At 37.7% G+C, this 16,061-nt stretch carries 18 protein-coding genes; 16 read left to right on the forward strand and 2 right to left on the reverse strand.

The window, feature by feature from the left end; translation table 11 throughout:
• Positions 1 to 4: 4 nt before the first annotated feature.
• Together ABDJ41_RS21935 and metK are read right to left on the reverse strand one after the other, a co-directional pair.
• Positions 5 to 349, reverse strand: coding sequence for a hypothetical protein (locus ABDJ41_RS21935; protein WP_349788291.1), 345 nt, complete (start codon positions 347 to 349; stop codon positions 5 to 7).
• A gap of 391 nt (positions 350 to 740) precedes the next feature.
• Complete coding sequence (gene metK, locus ABDJ41_RS21940) at positions 741 to 1,991, reverse strand: methionine adenosyltransferase (RefSeq protein ID WP_349788292.1); 1,251 nt, start codon at positions 1,989 to 1,991, stop codon at positions 741 to 743.
• 232 nt (positions 1,992 to 2,223) lie between these two features.
• Here metK and ABDJ41_RS21945 point away from each other — a divergent pair, with 232 nt between their 5' ends.
• The 16 genes from ABDJ41_RS21945 (at position 2,224) to nuoF (ending at position 16,058) form a co-directional block, all read left to right on the forward strand.
• Complete coding sequence (locus ABDJ41_RS21945; RefSeq protein ID WP_349788293.1) at positions 2,224 to 3,114, forward strand: diacylglycerol/lipid kinase family protein; 891 nt, start codon at positions 2,224 to 2,226, stop codon at positions 3,112 to 3,114.
• A complete protein-coding gene (locus tag ABDJ41_RS21950; RefSeq protein WP_349788294.1) occupies positions 3,104 to 3,457 on the forward strand; it encodes a translation initiation factor in 354 nt (117 codons plus the stop codon). Before ABDJ41_RS21945 ends, ABDJ41_RS21950 begins: the two co-directional genes overlap by 11 nt.
• Before the next feature lie 144 nt (positions 3,458 to 3,601).
• Complete coding sequence (gene pckA, locus ABDJ41_RS21955; RefSeq protein ID WP_349788295.1) at positions 3,602 to 5,206, forward strand: phosphoenolpyruvate carboxykinase (ATP); 1,605 nt, start codon at positions 3,602 to 3,604, stop codon at positions 5,204 to 5,206.
• A gap of 273 nt (positions 5,207 to 5,479) precedes the next feature.
• Positions 5,480 to 6,307: a MotA/TolQ/ExbB proton channel family protein gene (locus ABDJ41_RS21960; protein WP_349788296.1), complete on the forward strand. Its 828-nt coding sequence runs from the start codon at positions 5,480 to 5,482 to the stop codon at positions 6,305 to 6,307.
• Positions 6,308 to 6,393: 86 nt separating this feature from the next.
• On the forward strand, positions 6,394 to 7,011 hold the full coding sequence (locus ABDJ41_RS21965) for an ExbD/TolR family protein (RefSeq protein WP_349788297.1): 618 nt from the start codon (positions 6,394 to 6,396) through the stop codon (positions 7,009 to 7,011).
• Between the two features lie 12 nt (positions 7,012 to 7,023).
• A complete protein-coding gene (locus tag ABDJ41_RS21970) occupies positions 7,024 to 7,560 on the forward strand; it encodes an ExbD/TolR family protein (RefSeq protein ID WP_349788298.1) in 537 nt (178 codons plus the stop codon).
• A 34-nt stretch (positions 7,561 to 7,594) separates the two neighbouring features.
• Positions 7,595 to 8,416, forward strand: a complete 822-nt coding sequence (locus ABDJ41_RS21975; RefSeq protein ID WP_349788299.1) for an energy transducer TonB — start codon at positions 7,595 to 7,597, stop codon at positions 8,414 to 8,416.
• 22 nt (positions 8,417 to 8,438) lie between these two features.
• Positions 8,439 to 8,648, forward strand: coding sequence for a hypothetical protein (locus tag ABDJ41_RS21980; RefSeq protein WP_349788300.1), 210 nt, complete (start codon positions 8,439 to 8,441; stop codon positions 8,646 to 8,648).
• A 17-nt stretch (positions 8,649 to 8,665) separates the two neighbouring features.
• Positions 8,666 to 9,574, forward strand: coding sequence for a substrate-binding domain-containing protein (locus tag ABDJ41_RS21985; protein WP_349788301.1), 909 nt, complete (start codon positions 8,666 to 8,668; stop codon positions 9,572 to 9,574).
• A gap of 69 nt (positions 9,575 to 9,643) precedes the next feature.
• The gene (locus ABDJ41_RS21990; protein ID WP_349788302.1) at positions 9,644 to 11,368 is read left to right on the forward strand and encodes a tetratricopeptide repeat protein; all 1,725 of its coding nucleotides are present in this window, start codon (positions 9,644 to 9,646) and stop codon (positions 11,366 to 11,368) included.
• A gap of 78 nt (positions 11,369 to 11,446) precedes the next feature.
• Complete coding sequence (locus ABDJ41_RS21995; protein WP_349788303.1) at positions 11,447 to 11,818, forward strand: NADH-quinone oxidoreductase subunit A; 372 nt, start codon at positions 11,447 to 11,449, stop codon at positions 11,816 to 11,818.
• A 106-nt stretch (positions 11,819 to 11,924) separates the two neighbouring features.
• On the forward strand, positions 11,925 to 12,467 hold the full coding sequence (locus tag ABDJ41_RS22000; protein WP_349788304.1) for an NADH-quinone oxidoreductase subunit B: 543 nt from the start codon (positions 11,925 to 11,927) through the stop codon (positions 12,465 to 12,467).
• A complete protein-coding gene (locus ABDJ41_RS22005) occupies positions 12,467 to 12,970 on the forward strand; it encodes an NADH-quinone oxidoreductase subunit C (protein ID WP_349788305.1) in 504 nt (167 codons plus the stop codon). Before ABDJ41_RS22000 ends, ABDJ41_RS22005 begins: the two co-directional genes overlap by 1 nt.
• 4 nt (positions 12,971 to 12,974) lie before the next feature.
• Positions 12,975 to 14,189: an NADH-quinone oxidoreductase subunit D gene (locus tag ABDJ41_RS22010; RefSeq protein WP_349788306.1), complete on the forward strand. Its 1,215-nt coding sequence runs from the start codon at positions 12,975 to 12,977 to the stop codon at positions 14,187 to 14,189.
• Positions 14,182 to 14,694: an NADH-quinone oxidoreductase subunit NuoE family protein gene (locus ABDJ41_RS22015; RefSeq protein WP_349788307.1), complete on the forward strand. Its 513-nt coding sequence runs from the start codon at positions 14,182 to 14,184 to the stop codon at positions 14,692 to 14,694. Before ABDJ41_RS22010 ends, ABDJ41_RS22015 begins: the two co-directional genes overlap by 8 nt.
• Positions 14,694 to 16,058, forward strand: coding sequence for an NADH-quinone oxidoreductase subunit NuoF (gene nuoF, locus ABDJ41_RS22020; protein ID WP_349788308.1), 1,365 nt, complete (start codon positions 14,694 to 14,696; stop codon positions 16,056 to 16,058). The genes ABDJ41_RS22015 and nuoF overlap by 1 nt, the downstream gene beginning before the upstream one ends.
• Positions 16,059 to 16,061: the final 3 nt, after the last annotated feature.

Consider the following 16,061-nt stretch of genomic DNA (forward strand, 5'->3'; position numbering starts at 1 on the left):
GTGTTTAACTTAATAGTTCTTGCATGTCTCTGTCTGCTGTAGGGATTTTCTTTAAGAAATCATCAAATCCCGTATTTTCTTGAGAACTGTACATACCATAAGCATCAAGGATGTAGCCAATTTGTTTATCCTTATCTTCTAATATATAAAGTACAGCATTGTCTCCAGGGTCAGAATCCCCCTCAAAACGATATGTTTTTATTATTGATAAATCTTCAGGGCTATATATTTTTTGGCCGACACCTTGCATCTTACCGTGGTCAGTCATTTTTATCTCATTGTCTATTCCTTTAAGTCTCAGTTTCTCTAAAATCTGGCTTAAGGTGTTCATTTCTGCTGGATGTTCCATAATAGTAGGTTATGGTTATAAAACATCTGGATTATAAAATAGTTTGATCTGATTGAAAAAACCAACTGTTTCATCTCGTATAGTTATATGAAAATAGGACAATGATTACAGGATAATTACAGGATGATCACTATCTGACGACTTGGTTGCGCTACCCTTGAGCTACCCTTGCGATAGGGTTGAGATACCTTAGGGGTAGCTTAACGGTAGCGTAACGGTAGCTCAAGGGTAGCGCAACCCTGTAATCATCCAGTAATTATCTGGTAGTTATATTGTAATTATCTCAAAGCTTTCAGGATGTACAAAGGCTGCGCCCTATAGGTATAAAACAAGAAAAGGGTTACATCAAATTGATATAACCCCTTTCCGTATAATAATATTCAAGTGTTTTTTACAAGGCAAAAGCTACTTTTACTTTATCTACAAAATCAAGTTTTTCCCAGGTAAACAAATCAACCGTAACCACCTTCTCTTCACCATTTGGAGTTTTGAAAGTTTTGGTAACTGTTTCTGGTTTACGTCCCATGTGTCCATAAGCAGCAGTTTCACTATAAATAGGATTTCTTAGCTTTAAACGTTGTTCAATAAAATAAGGGCGCATGTCAAAAATGCCTTCTACTATTCTAGCAATTTCACCATCCGTTTTATTCACTTTGCTTGTTCCGTAAGTATTGATGTAAATACCCATTGGTTTAGCCACACCAATTGCATAACTCACCTGTACAAGGATCTCGTCAGCAATACCAGCAGCAACCAGGTTTTTAGCAATATGACGCGTCGCATAAGCAGCACTTCTATCTACTTTACTTGGATCTTTTCCAGAGAAAGCACCACCACCATGTGCACCTTTACCGCCATAAGTATCAACGATGATCTTACGACCCGTTAAACCAGTATCACCATGTGGACCACCGATTACAAACTTACCGGTTGGGTTGATGTGATATTCAATCTTATCGTTAAATAAATGTGCGTATTGTGGGTATTTCGTTATGATACGAGGAATTAGAATATCAACAAGATCTTTTTTGATCTTAGCCAGCATTACTGCTTCTTCATCAAAATCATCATGTTGAGTAGAAATTACAATCGCATCAATACGAACAGGCTTATTGTCGTCGGAATATTCTAAAGTTACCTGAGATTTAGCATCTGGACGTAAATAAGTGATTTCTTTACTTTCTCGTCTGATGATAGCTAGTTCCTGCAATAAAGTATGCGAAAGGTCTAAAGCCAATGGCATATAGTTTTCAGTCTCATTGGTGGCATAGCCAAACATCATTCCCTGATCACCTGCACCTTGTTCTTCTTTACTCGAACGATCAACCCCCTGATTAATGTCCTGCGATTGCTCGTGGATAGCCGAAAGGATACCACAAGAATTTGCTTCAAACATATATTCACTTTTTGTATAGCCGATCTTTTTGATTACATCACGTGCGATTTGCTGTACATCAAGGTAAGTTTTAGACTTTACCTCTCCTGCAAGAATCACCTGTCCGGTTGTAACCAGTGTTTCACAGGCTACTTTTGAGTCTGCATCAAAAGCCAGGAAATTATCAATAAGTGCATCTGAAATTTGATCCGCAATTTTATCTGGATGACCTTCAGAAACAGACTCTGATGTAAATAAGTAAGACATTGTAAATAATTAATTTAATGAGTAAACAATTATATAAAATGGAGGGTGACCCTGTGAAACAGGTAGTAAATCGAAGTGTATAATAGGTTAGCACTTTTTTTTACGTGGTTGCAATCCCGCTATTCTTAACATAGCATCGCAAATCAGTCCACTTTAATAGTGCAAAATTACACTATATATTTAAATAGTCAAAAAATATCGATTATTTTGTAGCCTATTAATTTGGAAGATCTTGTCGAAGCAAAATATACTATTCATAATAAATCCGATATCAGGGGGAAAAGATAAACTAAAGATCCCTTCTTTGATTGATGCAAACCTGGACCGTTCAAAGTTTAATGCAAATTTTGCTTTCACTGAGTATGTTGGTCATGCTTCAGAAATTGCAGAAGAGGCTGCGGGTAAAAACTTTGATATTATTGTTGCTGTTGGTGGAGATGGGACAATTAATGAGGTGGCCGGAAAAGTAATGGAGCAAAACAAAATTCTAGGTGTCCTGCCTTTTGGATCTGGAAATGGTTTAGCAAGATTCCTTAAAATCCCAATGAATACCGTAAAAGCCATAAAGGTAATTAATAATTGCAACGTAGCTGTGATTGATTCGGCGACCTTTAATGATAGATATTTTTTTAATATGGCGGGTATGGGGTTTGATGCACATATCAGCTCGGTATTTGCAGGCAATAAAGGGCGGGGATTAAGGGGCTATGTGAAACTTGGACTTAAAGAAGTGTTAAATTATAAACCTCAAACCTACCGAATTGTTATTGATGGGATGGAGTATATAAGAACAGCATTTGTAATCAGCGTAGCAAATTCATCACAGTACGGAAACAATGCACATATCGCACCTGCGGCATCAGTTACCGATGGGTGGCTTGATGTATGTATTGTGAAGGAATTTCCTATGTATAAATTGCCTGTGCTAGCATATGAAATGCTAAGTGCAAAAACTGATAACTCTAAATTGGTAGAAATTATCAAAGGAAAAAACATACACATAACTAGGATACAGGAAGATGCGATACATATAGATGGAGAGCCTTTTTTTATGGGTAAGGAAATCGATGTATCTGTGAAGCCTTTATCTTTAAACATTATTATACCTGATTATGAAGCCTAGAAAGAAATCATTAAGCGACCTTGGTGGAATTATGTTTTCAACGGATCCTGATTTTGTATTTGAAGAGGAAAGTAATCAGCCTGCAGAAGCATTACCAAATAATCAACAAGATTTAAGAGTAACACTTGATAAGAAGAATAGGGGAGGGAAGGCAGTTACACTTGTAACAGGCTTTATTGGTACGGAAGATGAACTTCAGAAATTAGGTAAGATGCTGAAAACCAAATGTGGAGTAGGCGGATCCGCTAAAGATGGGGAGATGATTGTTCAAGGAGATTTTAGAGATAAAGTGATGCAATTATTGCAAAAAGAAGGTTACAAAGTGAAAAAATCTGGCGGATAAAATCGCCTCGTAAAATAGGTGTAATCTTCTGTAAGTCAGCAGATTGCCTGTTAGTGTATCGACAACAATAAGTAAATTTTTTCAAGAAAAACCATGCGTTTTCCCTTTTAATCTGTATAACTTTGTCGGACTAACTTATTATTTATGAGCAAAGCGTTTATGCTTAAGCCTGATTTGAGCTATCTGAATTTGGATTCGGATAAGGCTCTATTTCAGCTTAATGTAGCACAATTGGTTGAAGAGGCCTTGAAAAATGGAGAGGGTACACTTGCCGATAGCGGGGCATTGGCAATTGACACTGGAAAATTTACCGGGCGTTCTCCAAAAGACAGATTTATTGTTTGTGATGATATTACGCAGGACACCGTTTGGTGGGGTGATATTAACATTAAATTTGATCCGGAAAATTTTGATTCAATTCTGAAGAAGATCACAACGCATCTGAATCAGAATGATTTTTATGTGAGGGACGCGTATGCTTGTGCGGATCCTAAATATAAAACTACCATCAGAGTTATTACGGAAACGGCTTATCAGAATCTTTTTGCCAACAACTTATTTTTAAGATTAGGAGATGAAGAAATTATTTCTAAGCCAGAATGGACTATTATCGCCGCACCAAAGTTTCTTGCTGATCCGGCGGTTGATGGTACCAGGCAGCCCAATTTTTCTATTCTAAACTTTACTAAAAAGATGATTTTGATTGGTGGATCAGGATACACAGGTGAAATCAAGAAGGGTATCTTTTCGGTGCTAAATTTTATTTTGCCTGAACAAAGACAAACATTATCAATGCACTGTTCTGCAAATATTGGTAAGGATGGTGATACTGCGATCTTTTTTGGACTTTCAGGTACTGGAAAGACAACATTGTCTGCAGATCCTGAAAGATGCTTGATTGGTGATGATGAGCATGGTTGGAGTGAAGATAGCGTATTTAATTTTGAAGGAGGGTGTTATGCAAAATGTGTAGATCTGACCGTCGAAAAAGAACCGCAAATCTTTAATGCTATAAAATTCGGGTCATTGCTTGAGAACACGAATTACTTTCCGCAAACGCGTACTGTAGATTTTTCTAATATAGATAAGACTGAGAATACAAGAGTCGCTTACCCAATTGAATACATTGATAATGCAGTAATACCATCTATTGGTGGAATGCCTAAAAATATTTTCTTTTTAACAGCAGATGCTTTTGGTGTATTGCCTCCAATCTCTAAATTAACACCCGGTCAGGCTATGTTTCATTTTATATCGGGTTATACAGCTAAAGTGGCAGGAACAGAAGCAGGAGTTACAGAGCCTCAGCTTACCTTCTCCGCTTGCTTTGGTAAAGCTTTTTTACCGTTGCATCCTACACGTTATGCAAGTCTGTTGGGTGAAAAGATGCATGAGCATAAGGTGAATGTATGGCTAATTAACACAGGATGGAGTGGAGGTGCTTATGGTGTAGGGAAACGGATGAAACTGGCCTATACTAGGGCCATGATATCGGCAGCACTGAGAGGTGATTTTGATAACATCGATTTTGAAGCGGATCCAGTATTTGGCTTATGTATTCCGGTTGGTTGTCCCAATGTTCCTGCGGAAATTCTGAACCCTAGAAATACTTGGGCAAATGCGAAAGAATATGACCAAAAAGCAAACGAACTGGCTTTGGCCTTTGTGAACAATTTTAAGCAGTTTGAGGCAAGTGCTACAGAAGAAATGCTAGCATCGGCCCCTAAAGTTGTTGAAAACGCACATTAAACGCATTTTTTTTCCGAAAAATTTGCATATCAATTTTTTTTTAGTTTTAATTGCGAAAGATTGTCTCTCCACCGGGACAATCTTTTTTAATTATACTAACTACGTGAAGGGAAATACTCGGGGTAATACACTAACAATTATTTAATTTGGTATTAAAATCAAAGTTATAAATTTGTTGTAACAACAATTGTTTATAATGGTCGTTGTGTGTATTACAGATTATTTATCTAATTTTAAAAAACAAAGTACTAAAAACTAAAAAACTAAAAAAAAATGGCAAACGCACCAAAACCGACAACAGTAAAAAAAGAAAGCTCTACAGCTTCGAATTTATTCGCTACGTTAACTATTCCAATTTGTATCATCATTGGGATATGTATTTTTAAGTTTATCCTTGGAGATCCAAAAAACTTTATTGATGATAACATTGAAAATTTACCAAAAGTTGGAAACTATGCAGGTATGGCATATAAAGGTGGTCCGATTGTAGCAATTTTGATCGGATTGTTGCTAATGGTTATTGTGTTTTCAGTGGAGAGAATGATTGTCATTGGTAAAGCTACTGGTAAAGGAAGCTTAGATGCATTCATCAAAAAAATTCAAGCTTTGTTAAACGCAAACAACATTGAGTCTGCAATGGCTGAGTGTGATAAACAACAAGGTTCTGTTGCTAACGTTATTAAATCGGGTTTGAAAAAATACCGTGAAATGGAAGTTGAACCAAACATGGATACAGATCAGAAATGTTTAGGTATTCAAAAAGATATTGAAGAAGCAACAACTTTAGAAATGCCAATGTTAGAGCAAAACTTAACTGTAATTGCTACTTTGGTTTCTATCGGTACATTAACAGGTCTATTAGGTACAGTAACAGGTATGATCAAGGCCTTCGCTGGTTTGGCTAACTCTGGTGCTCCGGATCAAGCTGCACTTGCTGTAGGTATTTCTGAAGCCCTAATGTGTACAGCTACAGGTATCGGTACTTCAACTCTTGCAATTATTATGTACAACATCCTTACTTCTAAAATTGATAAGTTGACTTATGCAATTGATGAAGCAGGTTTCAGCATCATCCAGACTTACGCTAGTACGCATAAATAAAAAATAATGAATTTTTTTTACCGGCTTTATGGAAAACCGGGGGAATAAACATCATTAGTTTAAAACATTAGTAATTTTAAAAAATTATGCCAAGAGCAAAGGTCCAAAGAAAGAGTACTGCGATAGATATGACCGCGATGTGCGACGTATCTTTCTTATTGCTGACTTTCTTTATATTAACAGCAACTGCACGTCAGCCTGACCCTTTGGAAGTAACCATTCCTTCATCAACCTATAAACTTAAGGTTCCTGATTTGGATATGGGGATATTGTCAATAGGTAAAGGACAAGTGTACTATGAAATCATAGGGAAAGACATTAAAATGGCTACGCTGGACAAGATGGGCGAGAAATACAACATCAAGTTCAGTCCTGAAGAAAGAGAACGTTTTGGTGTAATCGGAGCGTTCGGTGTTCCAATCCAGAATTTACAACAGTTCATTCAACTGGATGGAGATAAAAGAGCAGCTTTCCAAAAGTCATTACAAGGTATTCCTACAGATTCAACCAACAATCAGTTGGCTGAATGGATTCTGCAATCGCGCCACTCTGTTGCGGAACTTCATTCTACACAAATGCGTGTAAGTATTAAAGGAGATGGGGCTGAAGAATATCCATCGATTAAAAAGGTTGTAGATATCCTTCAGAAACAGAAAATTAACAAATTCAGTTTAATCACATCTGCCGAAGGCGGTGCGGAATAATAATTATATATTATGGCAGAATTAGATACCTCCGGTGGGGGGAAAAAAGGTAAAAAAGTAAGAACCAAGAAACAAAGTACCAAAGTAGATTTAACTGCGATGGTGGATTTGGCTTTCTTGTTGATCACTTTCTTTATGCTTACTACTTCCCTATCGAAACCAATTGCAATGGACATTGCAAAGCCTGATAAAGAAGACAATTCAGTAGAAAGAAATGAATTGCGTGCTTCAGAAACCATGACCATCTTATTGGGTAAAAACAATAAAGTGGCCTGGTATATGGGAGAAGCAAAAAATGCTCAACCTACTATTGAAAACTTTTCTGATATCAGAAAATCAATATTAGATAATAAAAAGAAAGTAGCAGATGCTACTGGTGGAAGGCAGATCATTATGGTGATTAAACCAACTTCAGGAGCTACTTATAAGAATTTTGTTGATATTATGGATGAGCTGGCGATTACTAAAATCAAAACAGCACCAGCAATTGATGATGAAAACATCACTGATGGTGAAAAGGATTTCATGAAACAGGGCGGAATTTTATAATAAAAACAAATTAACGATATTAAAAATTTAAGCTATGTTTGGTTCTAAAATAGACTTACTAAAGACAGAGTGGCTTGATGTTGTATTTGCAAATAAGAATAAGAAATACGGAGCTTATGAGCTACGTAGAGAAAATGGCGCAAATACCACCAAGGCTCTAGTCCTCGCATCATCAGTATTTATACTGTTGTTTGTGGCGCCTAAGCTCGTAGGCTTGATCAAAGGCAAGTTGCCCGAAGACGAGATAGTAAAACAGGTAGAGGTTACGGTTGCACCACCTCCACCTGTAAACCCGGAGACACCTCCGCCACCACCGGTTGAGCCACCGCCGCCGAAACAAGATCAGGTGAAATTCCCTCCTCCGATTGTAAAACCGGATAATGAGGTAGTAGATAAAGAACCTGTTCAAATTGAGGATTTGAAAAAAGCTGACCCTGGTCAGAAAACCATTGAAGGTGATCCAACAGCTGATATAGTTATCGCTGGTCCGGTTGGAGATGGTCCGAAACAGGCAGCGGTAGTGGAAGATACTAAAGTTTATGACTTCGTAAGTATCGAAACTCAGCCAGGCTTCCCAGGTGGTATGGAGAAATTCTATGCTTATCTGAAGAAAGCGGTAAGATATCCTGCAATGGCACAAGAGAATAACATTCAAGGTAAAGTTTTCTTATCTTTCGTAGTAGAGAAAAACGGATCTTTGACAGATATTAAAGTGGAAAGAAAACTTGGTGGTGGTACCGATGAGGAAGCCATCAGAGTACTTAAAGCTAGTCCACGTTGGACTCCGGGTATCCAAAATGGTAAACCGGTACGTGTGAAATATAATATTCCAATTAGCTTTACCTTATCAAATTAGAATGTTTAATTTTAAAACATTTATGCAGAAATCGCCTCAACAGCGATTTCTGTTCATTTTAGGCCTGGTCATGTTTTTCTTTTACATCGTACTAGGAGGGATGTTGATCTTTGGAAATCAAGTACTCAACCAGATAGAGACGAAATATCGAATTATGTTAGGCTGCCTGTTGATTGTCTATGCATTGATTCGTTTCGTGCGCTTAATAAATCAGAAACCTGAAGAGGATTAGCAATTAATGCTTAACAAATGAAGAATCTTAGTTTTGTACTCTTACTAGCTGTTTTTGTTGCTTGTAAACAGAAACCAAAACCTGCAAATGAAGTGCAGGAAACACGTACTTCAGGTACGATTAGTGTGTTGGTCGATGAATCTTTTTCGGAAGTATTGGCCGACCAGATTGAAGTATTTAAAACAGATTATCCGGATACAAAATTCACGCTTGTTGAAGGGAATGAACAAAAAATAATACCCACTTTCTTAAATGATAGCATCCGCGTGATTGTCATGTCAAGGATGCTTACTGACGCTGAAGATAAGGTATACCGGAATCGAAGTATTGTTCCAAAAACATCCAGATTTGCAATAGATGGAATTGCATTAATTACGAATAAAGAGAACCTGGATAGCAATATTACTGTAAATGAAGTCGTTAATATACTAAAGGGGACTTCTACAAATGGTAAACAGTTGGTGTTTGACAATGCCTACTCCAGTACATTGCGTTATTTTAAAGACCTGGCAGGTATTAAGGCCTTGCCGGCAAAAGGCATTTATACTTTAAACACCAACAATGATGTGATTAAATATATCGCAGAGAATAAGGGATTTATTGGTGTTTTAGGGGTGAACTGGCTTATTGATAATAAGAAAGAAATGGCCGGTGATTTGGATAAAGTAAAAATGATGGGAGTGAAAAATCTCAAAGGTAAAAAAGGTGATGATCAGTTCTATAAACCTGTTCAGGCGAATTTAATTAGTGGAATTTATCCTTTTTTAAGGAACATATATATTATCAATGCAGAGGGCAGAGATGGATTGGGAGCTGGGTTCGCGACCTGGTTGGTAAGTCCGAGGGGACAACTGATTGTACTCAAATCCGGATTGGGGCCACATAAAATGGCTTCTCGTGATTTTAATTTTAAGAATACAAACTAAATTTTATATTTGAACTTTGAAGCCCCACGTGGATGGACTTCTTGATAACTAAAAAACAATATACGAACCATGAAAATGACAAAGAAAGCGATAACCTTAAGTTTAGGTTTAGTAGTGATGGGTTCTGCCTCTTTTGCTCAGAGCTTAAGTGACGCAAAGAAGGCAATAGATGCCGAGCAGTATCAGAAAGCCGCTTCAATGCTTAAAACACTTGTAAATTCACAAGCTAGCAAAGGAGAGAATTATTATAATTTGGGTGAGGTTTATTTGCGTATGGAGTATGTGGATTCAGCTCGTGCTGTATTTACAAAAGGTGTAACTGCAGATCCAAAAAATTCATTAAACTATATCGGTTTAGGTGAAGCAGATTTAATTGATAACAATGCTGCTTCTGCAAAAACTAATTTTGCAAAAGCTGTTGATGTGTCATCAAAGAAAGACTGGGTTCCTCAGCTATATATCGGAAAAGCATATATCTCAACTGATAAACCAGATTTTGAAGCAGCCTTACCTTATTTACAGAAGGCAGAAGAATTGGATGACAAAGATAAAGATGCGGAAACTTTCTTGGCACTAGGCGATTATTATGCTTTACAAAAGAAAAATTCCGAGGCTTTACAAAACTATATGCGTGCATTAAATATCAACGAATCGTTGGTTAGAGCTACTGTTCAAATTGGCCGTATGTACAAAGAGTCAAGAGCTTTTACAGAGTCAGAAGAGCAATTAAAAGAAGCAATTTCAAAAGATCCTAATTATGGACCTGCTTACCGTGAAATTGCTGAACTTTATATGCAATGGGCACTTCAAATGGCGAATGAGTTTGAGGCCAGATCAGCTCAGGCTACTGAGAATTACAAAAAATATATCGACTTAACTGATAATTCATTTGAATCGAAATTACGTTATGCTCAGTTCTTGTTTTATGCAAAAGATTATAAAACATTACAAGAAGTAACTTCTAGTCTTGCTGCAAGTAACCCTAACGATCCAAAAGCTTTGGTAGTTTCCAGATTACGCGGCTACTCTGCATTTGAGAATAAAAACTATCCTCAAGCTTTAGAATATATGAACGATTTCTTTGCGAAAGCAAAAGATGCTTCCCGTATAATCGCTTCAGATTATTTATACCTTGGAAGGGCACAAAAAGAAAATAAGCAAGATGATTTAGCAATGGCTAGCTTGATTAAAGCTGTTGAATTGGACTCTGCTTATGCTGAACAATTAGCTGAGGTTGCAAAAGCATTTTATGATGCAAAAAACTATCCTAAAGCAATTGAAACTTATGATGTTGTGAATAAGTACAATCCTAATGGAAAAGGTTCATTATATAATTACTTCTATCGCGGACTTGCTGGCTATTTCCTTTATGGACAAGGTTATAGTGCAAAAACCAATCCATCGAAAGATATTTTAGCTAAAGCTGATGTTGCTTTTGCAGCAGTCCTAAAAGAAGCGCCAACTACTATTGATGTATTCCTTTGGAGAGCAAGAGTAAATAACTTAATGGATAGCGATACTGAACCTACAGGATTGAAATTGCCATTCTATCAGCAATACCTGGATTCAGCGGAAGTTCGTTTGAAAAATAATGTTCAACCAGCTCCACCAGTTAAAAGTATGGTAGAAGCTTATAACCAGATAGCAGGCTTTGCTTTGTACAAAAACGATAAAGAAAAAGCTAAATTGTACTGGGATAAAGCGTTGGCATTAGAACCTCAAAATGCTACTGCATCTGAAGGATTAAAGCAATTAGCGGCACCTGCTCCTAAAGCTCCTGTTAAGAGAAAATAATTAAAATATATAATAATTGAGAAGGCAGGGTTGATATCCTGCCTTTTTGTTTTACTTTTGTCCTAAAATATTTTTTAAATGGAAACGCAAAGTGTACCTGTAGATTTTCTACCTATCATTTTTCAAGTTATTGTTGCATTAGGTTTTGTTGTTGTGACTTTAATTGCGACTCACTTTTTAGGCCCAAAAAGGAAGACCAAAGATAAACTGGAAACTTTTGAAGCAGGTATTAAAACAATTGGAAATGCGCGTCAGCCTTTCTCTATCAAATACTTTTTGGTTGCAATATTGTTTGTACTGTTTGATATTGAGGTTATTTTCATGTATCCATGGGCCGTTAACTTCCGGGAATTGGGTATGACGGGTATGATTGAGATGTTTGTATTTATGGGAACCTTATTATTGGGTTTTATATACGTTTTGAAAAAGAAAGCCCTGGATTGGAATTAATCTATTTAGATCGATTCTAAATGCATATGACGTAGGCCTTTTGCTTCAAAAAATTGTAAATTTGTGGTTCATTCTTTAAAGGAATGAGCCTTTTTCGTTTTGTATCATGAGTGACATCAATATAGTAGAAGCGCCGCCAGGCATTGAAGGATCTGGCTTTTTTGCCACCTCTTTAGATAAAGTTATTGGTTTGGCTCGTTCCCATTCATTATGGCCTCTTCCTTTTGCGACTTCTTGTTGCGGTATTGAGTTTATGGCCACTATGGGTTCTCATTATGATTTCGGCCGTTTTGGGTCGGAACGTTTAAGTTTTTCTCCGCGACAGGCCGATTTGTTAATGGTGATGGGTACCATTGCTAAGAAAATGAGTCCAGTTTTGAAGCAGGTTTATTTGCAGATGGCTGAGCCTCGTTGGGTGATGGCTGTTGGCGCATGTGCGTCTAGTGGCGGAATATTTGATACGTATTCAGTTTTGCAGGGTATTGATGAGATTATTCCTGTTGATGTGTATGTTCCTGGTTGTCCACCAAGACCTGAAGCTATTTTAGATGGTTTTGGTAAAATTCAGGAATTAGTAAAGAATGAATCTTCGAGAAGAAGAAATTCGGATCAATATAAGGAAATGTTGGCTTCTTACGGAATTTTATAATGGCAGAGGTGATGAATCAAGATTTGATAACATTACTAAGCGAAAAGTTTGGTGATAAAATCATAGGTGTAAATGAGCCTTATGGCTTGCTTACTTTTGAAACAACTAAAGATGTAATTGTTGAAGTGCTGAGATTTTTGAAAGAAAGCGAAGTTGCAAACTTTAATTTTCTTACAGATATTACAGCAGTACATTATCCTGAAAAGAAACATGGAATTGCAGTGGTTTATCACTTGCATAGTATGGTGAAAAAGATCAGAGTAAGGGTTAAAGTGTATATCGATTCGCAAAATCCAACTATCCCTACAGCAACCACACTATGGAATGCTGCAAATTGGATGGAGCGTGAAACATATGATTTCTTCGGTGTGAAGTTTGAAGGACACCCTGATTTAAGAAGGATTTTGAATATGGATGATCTTGGTGTTTTTCCTATGTTGAAACAATATCCCCTGGAAGATCCAAATAGAGTAGATAAAAAAGACGAATACTTTGGTAGATAAGTTTATGAATCACAATCAACCAGTATATACAGATAATGATCCGCAGGAAGAATTGGTAACCCTTAACCTGGGGCCAACACACCCGGCAACGCATGGCGTGTTCCAGAATGTTTTACAGATGGATGGAGAGCGTATTGTGAGTGGTGTATCTACCATTGGGTATATTCACCGTGCATTTGAGAAAATTGCTGAACATAGGCCATTTTATCAGATTACACCTTTGACAGACCGTTTGAACTATTGTTCTTCACCTATTAATAATATGGGTTGGCATATGACGGTAGAGAAACTATTGAACATACAAACGCCAAAACGTGTTGATTACCTAAGGGTGATTATTATGGAGCTGTCACGGATAGCTGATCATATCATTTGCAATACGATCATCGGACAAGATACAGGAGCTACAACTACATTTTTGTACCTTTTTCAGTTCAGGGAGCATATTTACGAGATTTACGAAGAAATTTGTGGCGCACGTTTAACAACGAATGTTGGTCGTATCGGTGGTTTTGAAAGGGATTTTAATGATATCGCTTTTGCAAAGATCAATAAGTTCCTGAAAGATTTTCCTCCTGCTTTAAAAGAATTTGAAGCTTTACTAAATAGAAATAGAATCTTTATTGATCGTACTGCTGGTGTGGCAAGTGTTACCCCAGAGAAAGCATTGGATTATGGTTGGACAGGTCCTTTGTTGCGTGCAACTGGAGTTGATTATGATGTGCGTGTAAGCGAACCATATTCTTCATATCAAGATTTTGAATTTGAAATTCCAGTAGGTACAAATGGAGATATTTATGATCGCTACTTAGTGCGTAATGAGGAAATGTGGCAAAGCTTACGTCTGATAGAGCAGGCAATGGAGAAATTAAAACATGAACCTGCTGGTATTTTCCATGCTGATGTTCCTGAATTTTATCTACCTGCTAAAGAGGAAGTATACAACAATATGGAAGCATTGATTTATCACTTTAAAATTGTGATGGGAGAGATTGATGCCCCTAAAGCTGAAGTTTATCATGCTGTAGAGGGTGGTAACGGTGAGCTTGGTTTTTACCTGATTAATGATGGCGGAAGGACTCCTTACCGTCTGCATTTTAGAAGGCCTAGTTTTATAAATTATCAAATGTTTGCGCCCATGAGTGTAGGTATGTTATTGTCAGATGCCATTATCAACATGAGTAGCATGAATATTATTGCAGGAGAATTAGATGCTTAAAGTAGAAGAACAACAACCTGTAGAGTTTTCATCGGCTTTAATTGAAAAGTTTGATGAGATCGTAAAAAGATATCCGGAAGGTAAACAGAAGTCAGCTTTATTACCTATTCTGCATTTAGTGCAGGCTGAGTATGGCTGGGTTAGTGTCCCTGCCATGGATAAAGTTGCTGCTTATTTAGACATTCAGGATATTGAAGTTTATGAAGTAGCATCATTTTACACCATGTATTTCTTAAAGCCACAAGGTAAATATGTGCTGGAAGTATGTAGAACAGGACCTTGCTGTCTTGTTGGCGCGGAGAAAATTATGAACCATATTGAAAGTAAGCTAGGTGTGAAAGAAAATGAAGTAACAGCAGATGGTTTATTCAGCTGGAGAGGTGTCGAATGTATGGCGGCCTGTGGTTACGGTCCGGTTTTACAGATTGGCCCTGAATATACATTTTACGAAAACCTGAACGAGCAAAAGGTGGACAAATTGATTGAGGATTTACGCAAGAAATAATGGCCCGTCAACTATTATTAGAACATATAAACGTACCTGGCATCAATACACTTGATGTTTATCGCCAAAAGGGCGGGTATCGTTCCGTTGAGAAAGCTTTAAAGACCCTTACACCTGAAGAGGTAGTCGAAGAGGTGAAAAAGTCTGGATTGCGCGGTCGCGGTGGTGCAGGATTCCCTACGGGAATGAAATGGAGCTTTTTAGCTAAACCAGAGGGGGTTGCCCGTTATCTGGTTTGTAATGCGGATGAATCGGAACCGGGAACTTTTAAAGACCGTTACCTGATGACGTATATTCCACATGCACTGATTGAAGGTATGATTGTTTCGAGTTTTGCGCTTGGTGCAAATGTATCATACATCTATGTACGTGGAGAAATGATGCCGCAGATTCGTATTCTGGAAAAGGCAATTGCGGAAGCAAAAAATGCAGGATTTTTGGGTAAAAATATTTTAGGCTCAGGTTATGACCTGGAACTATATGTTCAGCCTGGTGGTGGAGCCTATATCTGTGGTGAGGAAACAGCATTGTTGGAATCACTTGAGGGTAAAAGAGGAAACCCAAGAATTAAACCTCCTTTTCCAGCTATTGCCGGATTATACGGTTGTCCGACTGTGGTAAACAATGTTGAATCTATTGCAGCTGTTGTTCCAATTATCAATGATGGGGGAGATGAGTATGCAAAGATTGGTATTGGCCGGAGTACGGGAACAAAATTGATCTCTGCTTCAGGTAACTTAGTTAGACCAGGTGTTTATGAGATCGAGTTAGGATTGCCTGTTGAAGAATTTATCTATTCTGATGAGTGGTGTGGCGGTATTGCTAATGGCAAACGCTTGAAAGCTACTGTAGCAGGAGGATCATCCGTGCCTGTATTACCAGCTAATTTAAGTTTGAAACTAGCCAATGGTGAGCCAAGGTTGATGAGTTATGAATCTCTATCTGAAGGTGGTTTCGCTACGGGTACAATGATGGGGTCAGGTGGTTTTATTGCTTTCGACGAAGATCAATGTATAGTTAGAAATACCTGGAATTTCTCACGTTTCTATCATCACGAGAGTTGCGGACAATGTTCGCCATGTAGAGAAGGTACTGGATGGATGGAAAAGGTATTGCACAGACTGGAATATGGGCATGGTAAGATGAGTGATATTGATTTGCTTGTTGACGTGTCTAAAAAGATAGAAGGAAATACCATTTGTCCGCTTGGTGACGCAGCAGCCTGGCCGGTTGCAAGTGCGATCAGACATTTCAGGGATGAATTTGAATGGCATGTGAATGAGCCGGTAAAGAGCTTAAGTACGAATTATGGTCTGGCAAATTATGCTGAGCCAATTGCCAAAGCCGTTACGACAGATAATTAACAT

Source organism: Pedobacter sp. ASV1-7, assembly GCF_040203335.1.
GTDB lineage: Bacteria > Bacteroidota > Bacteroidia > Sphingobacteriales > Sphingobacteriaceae > Pedobacter.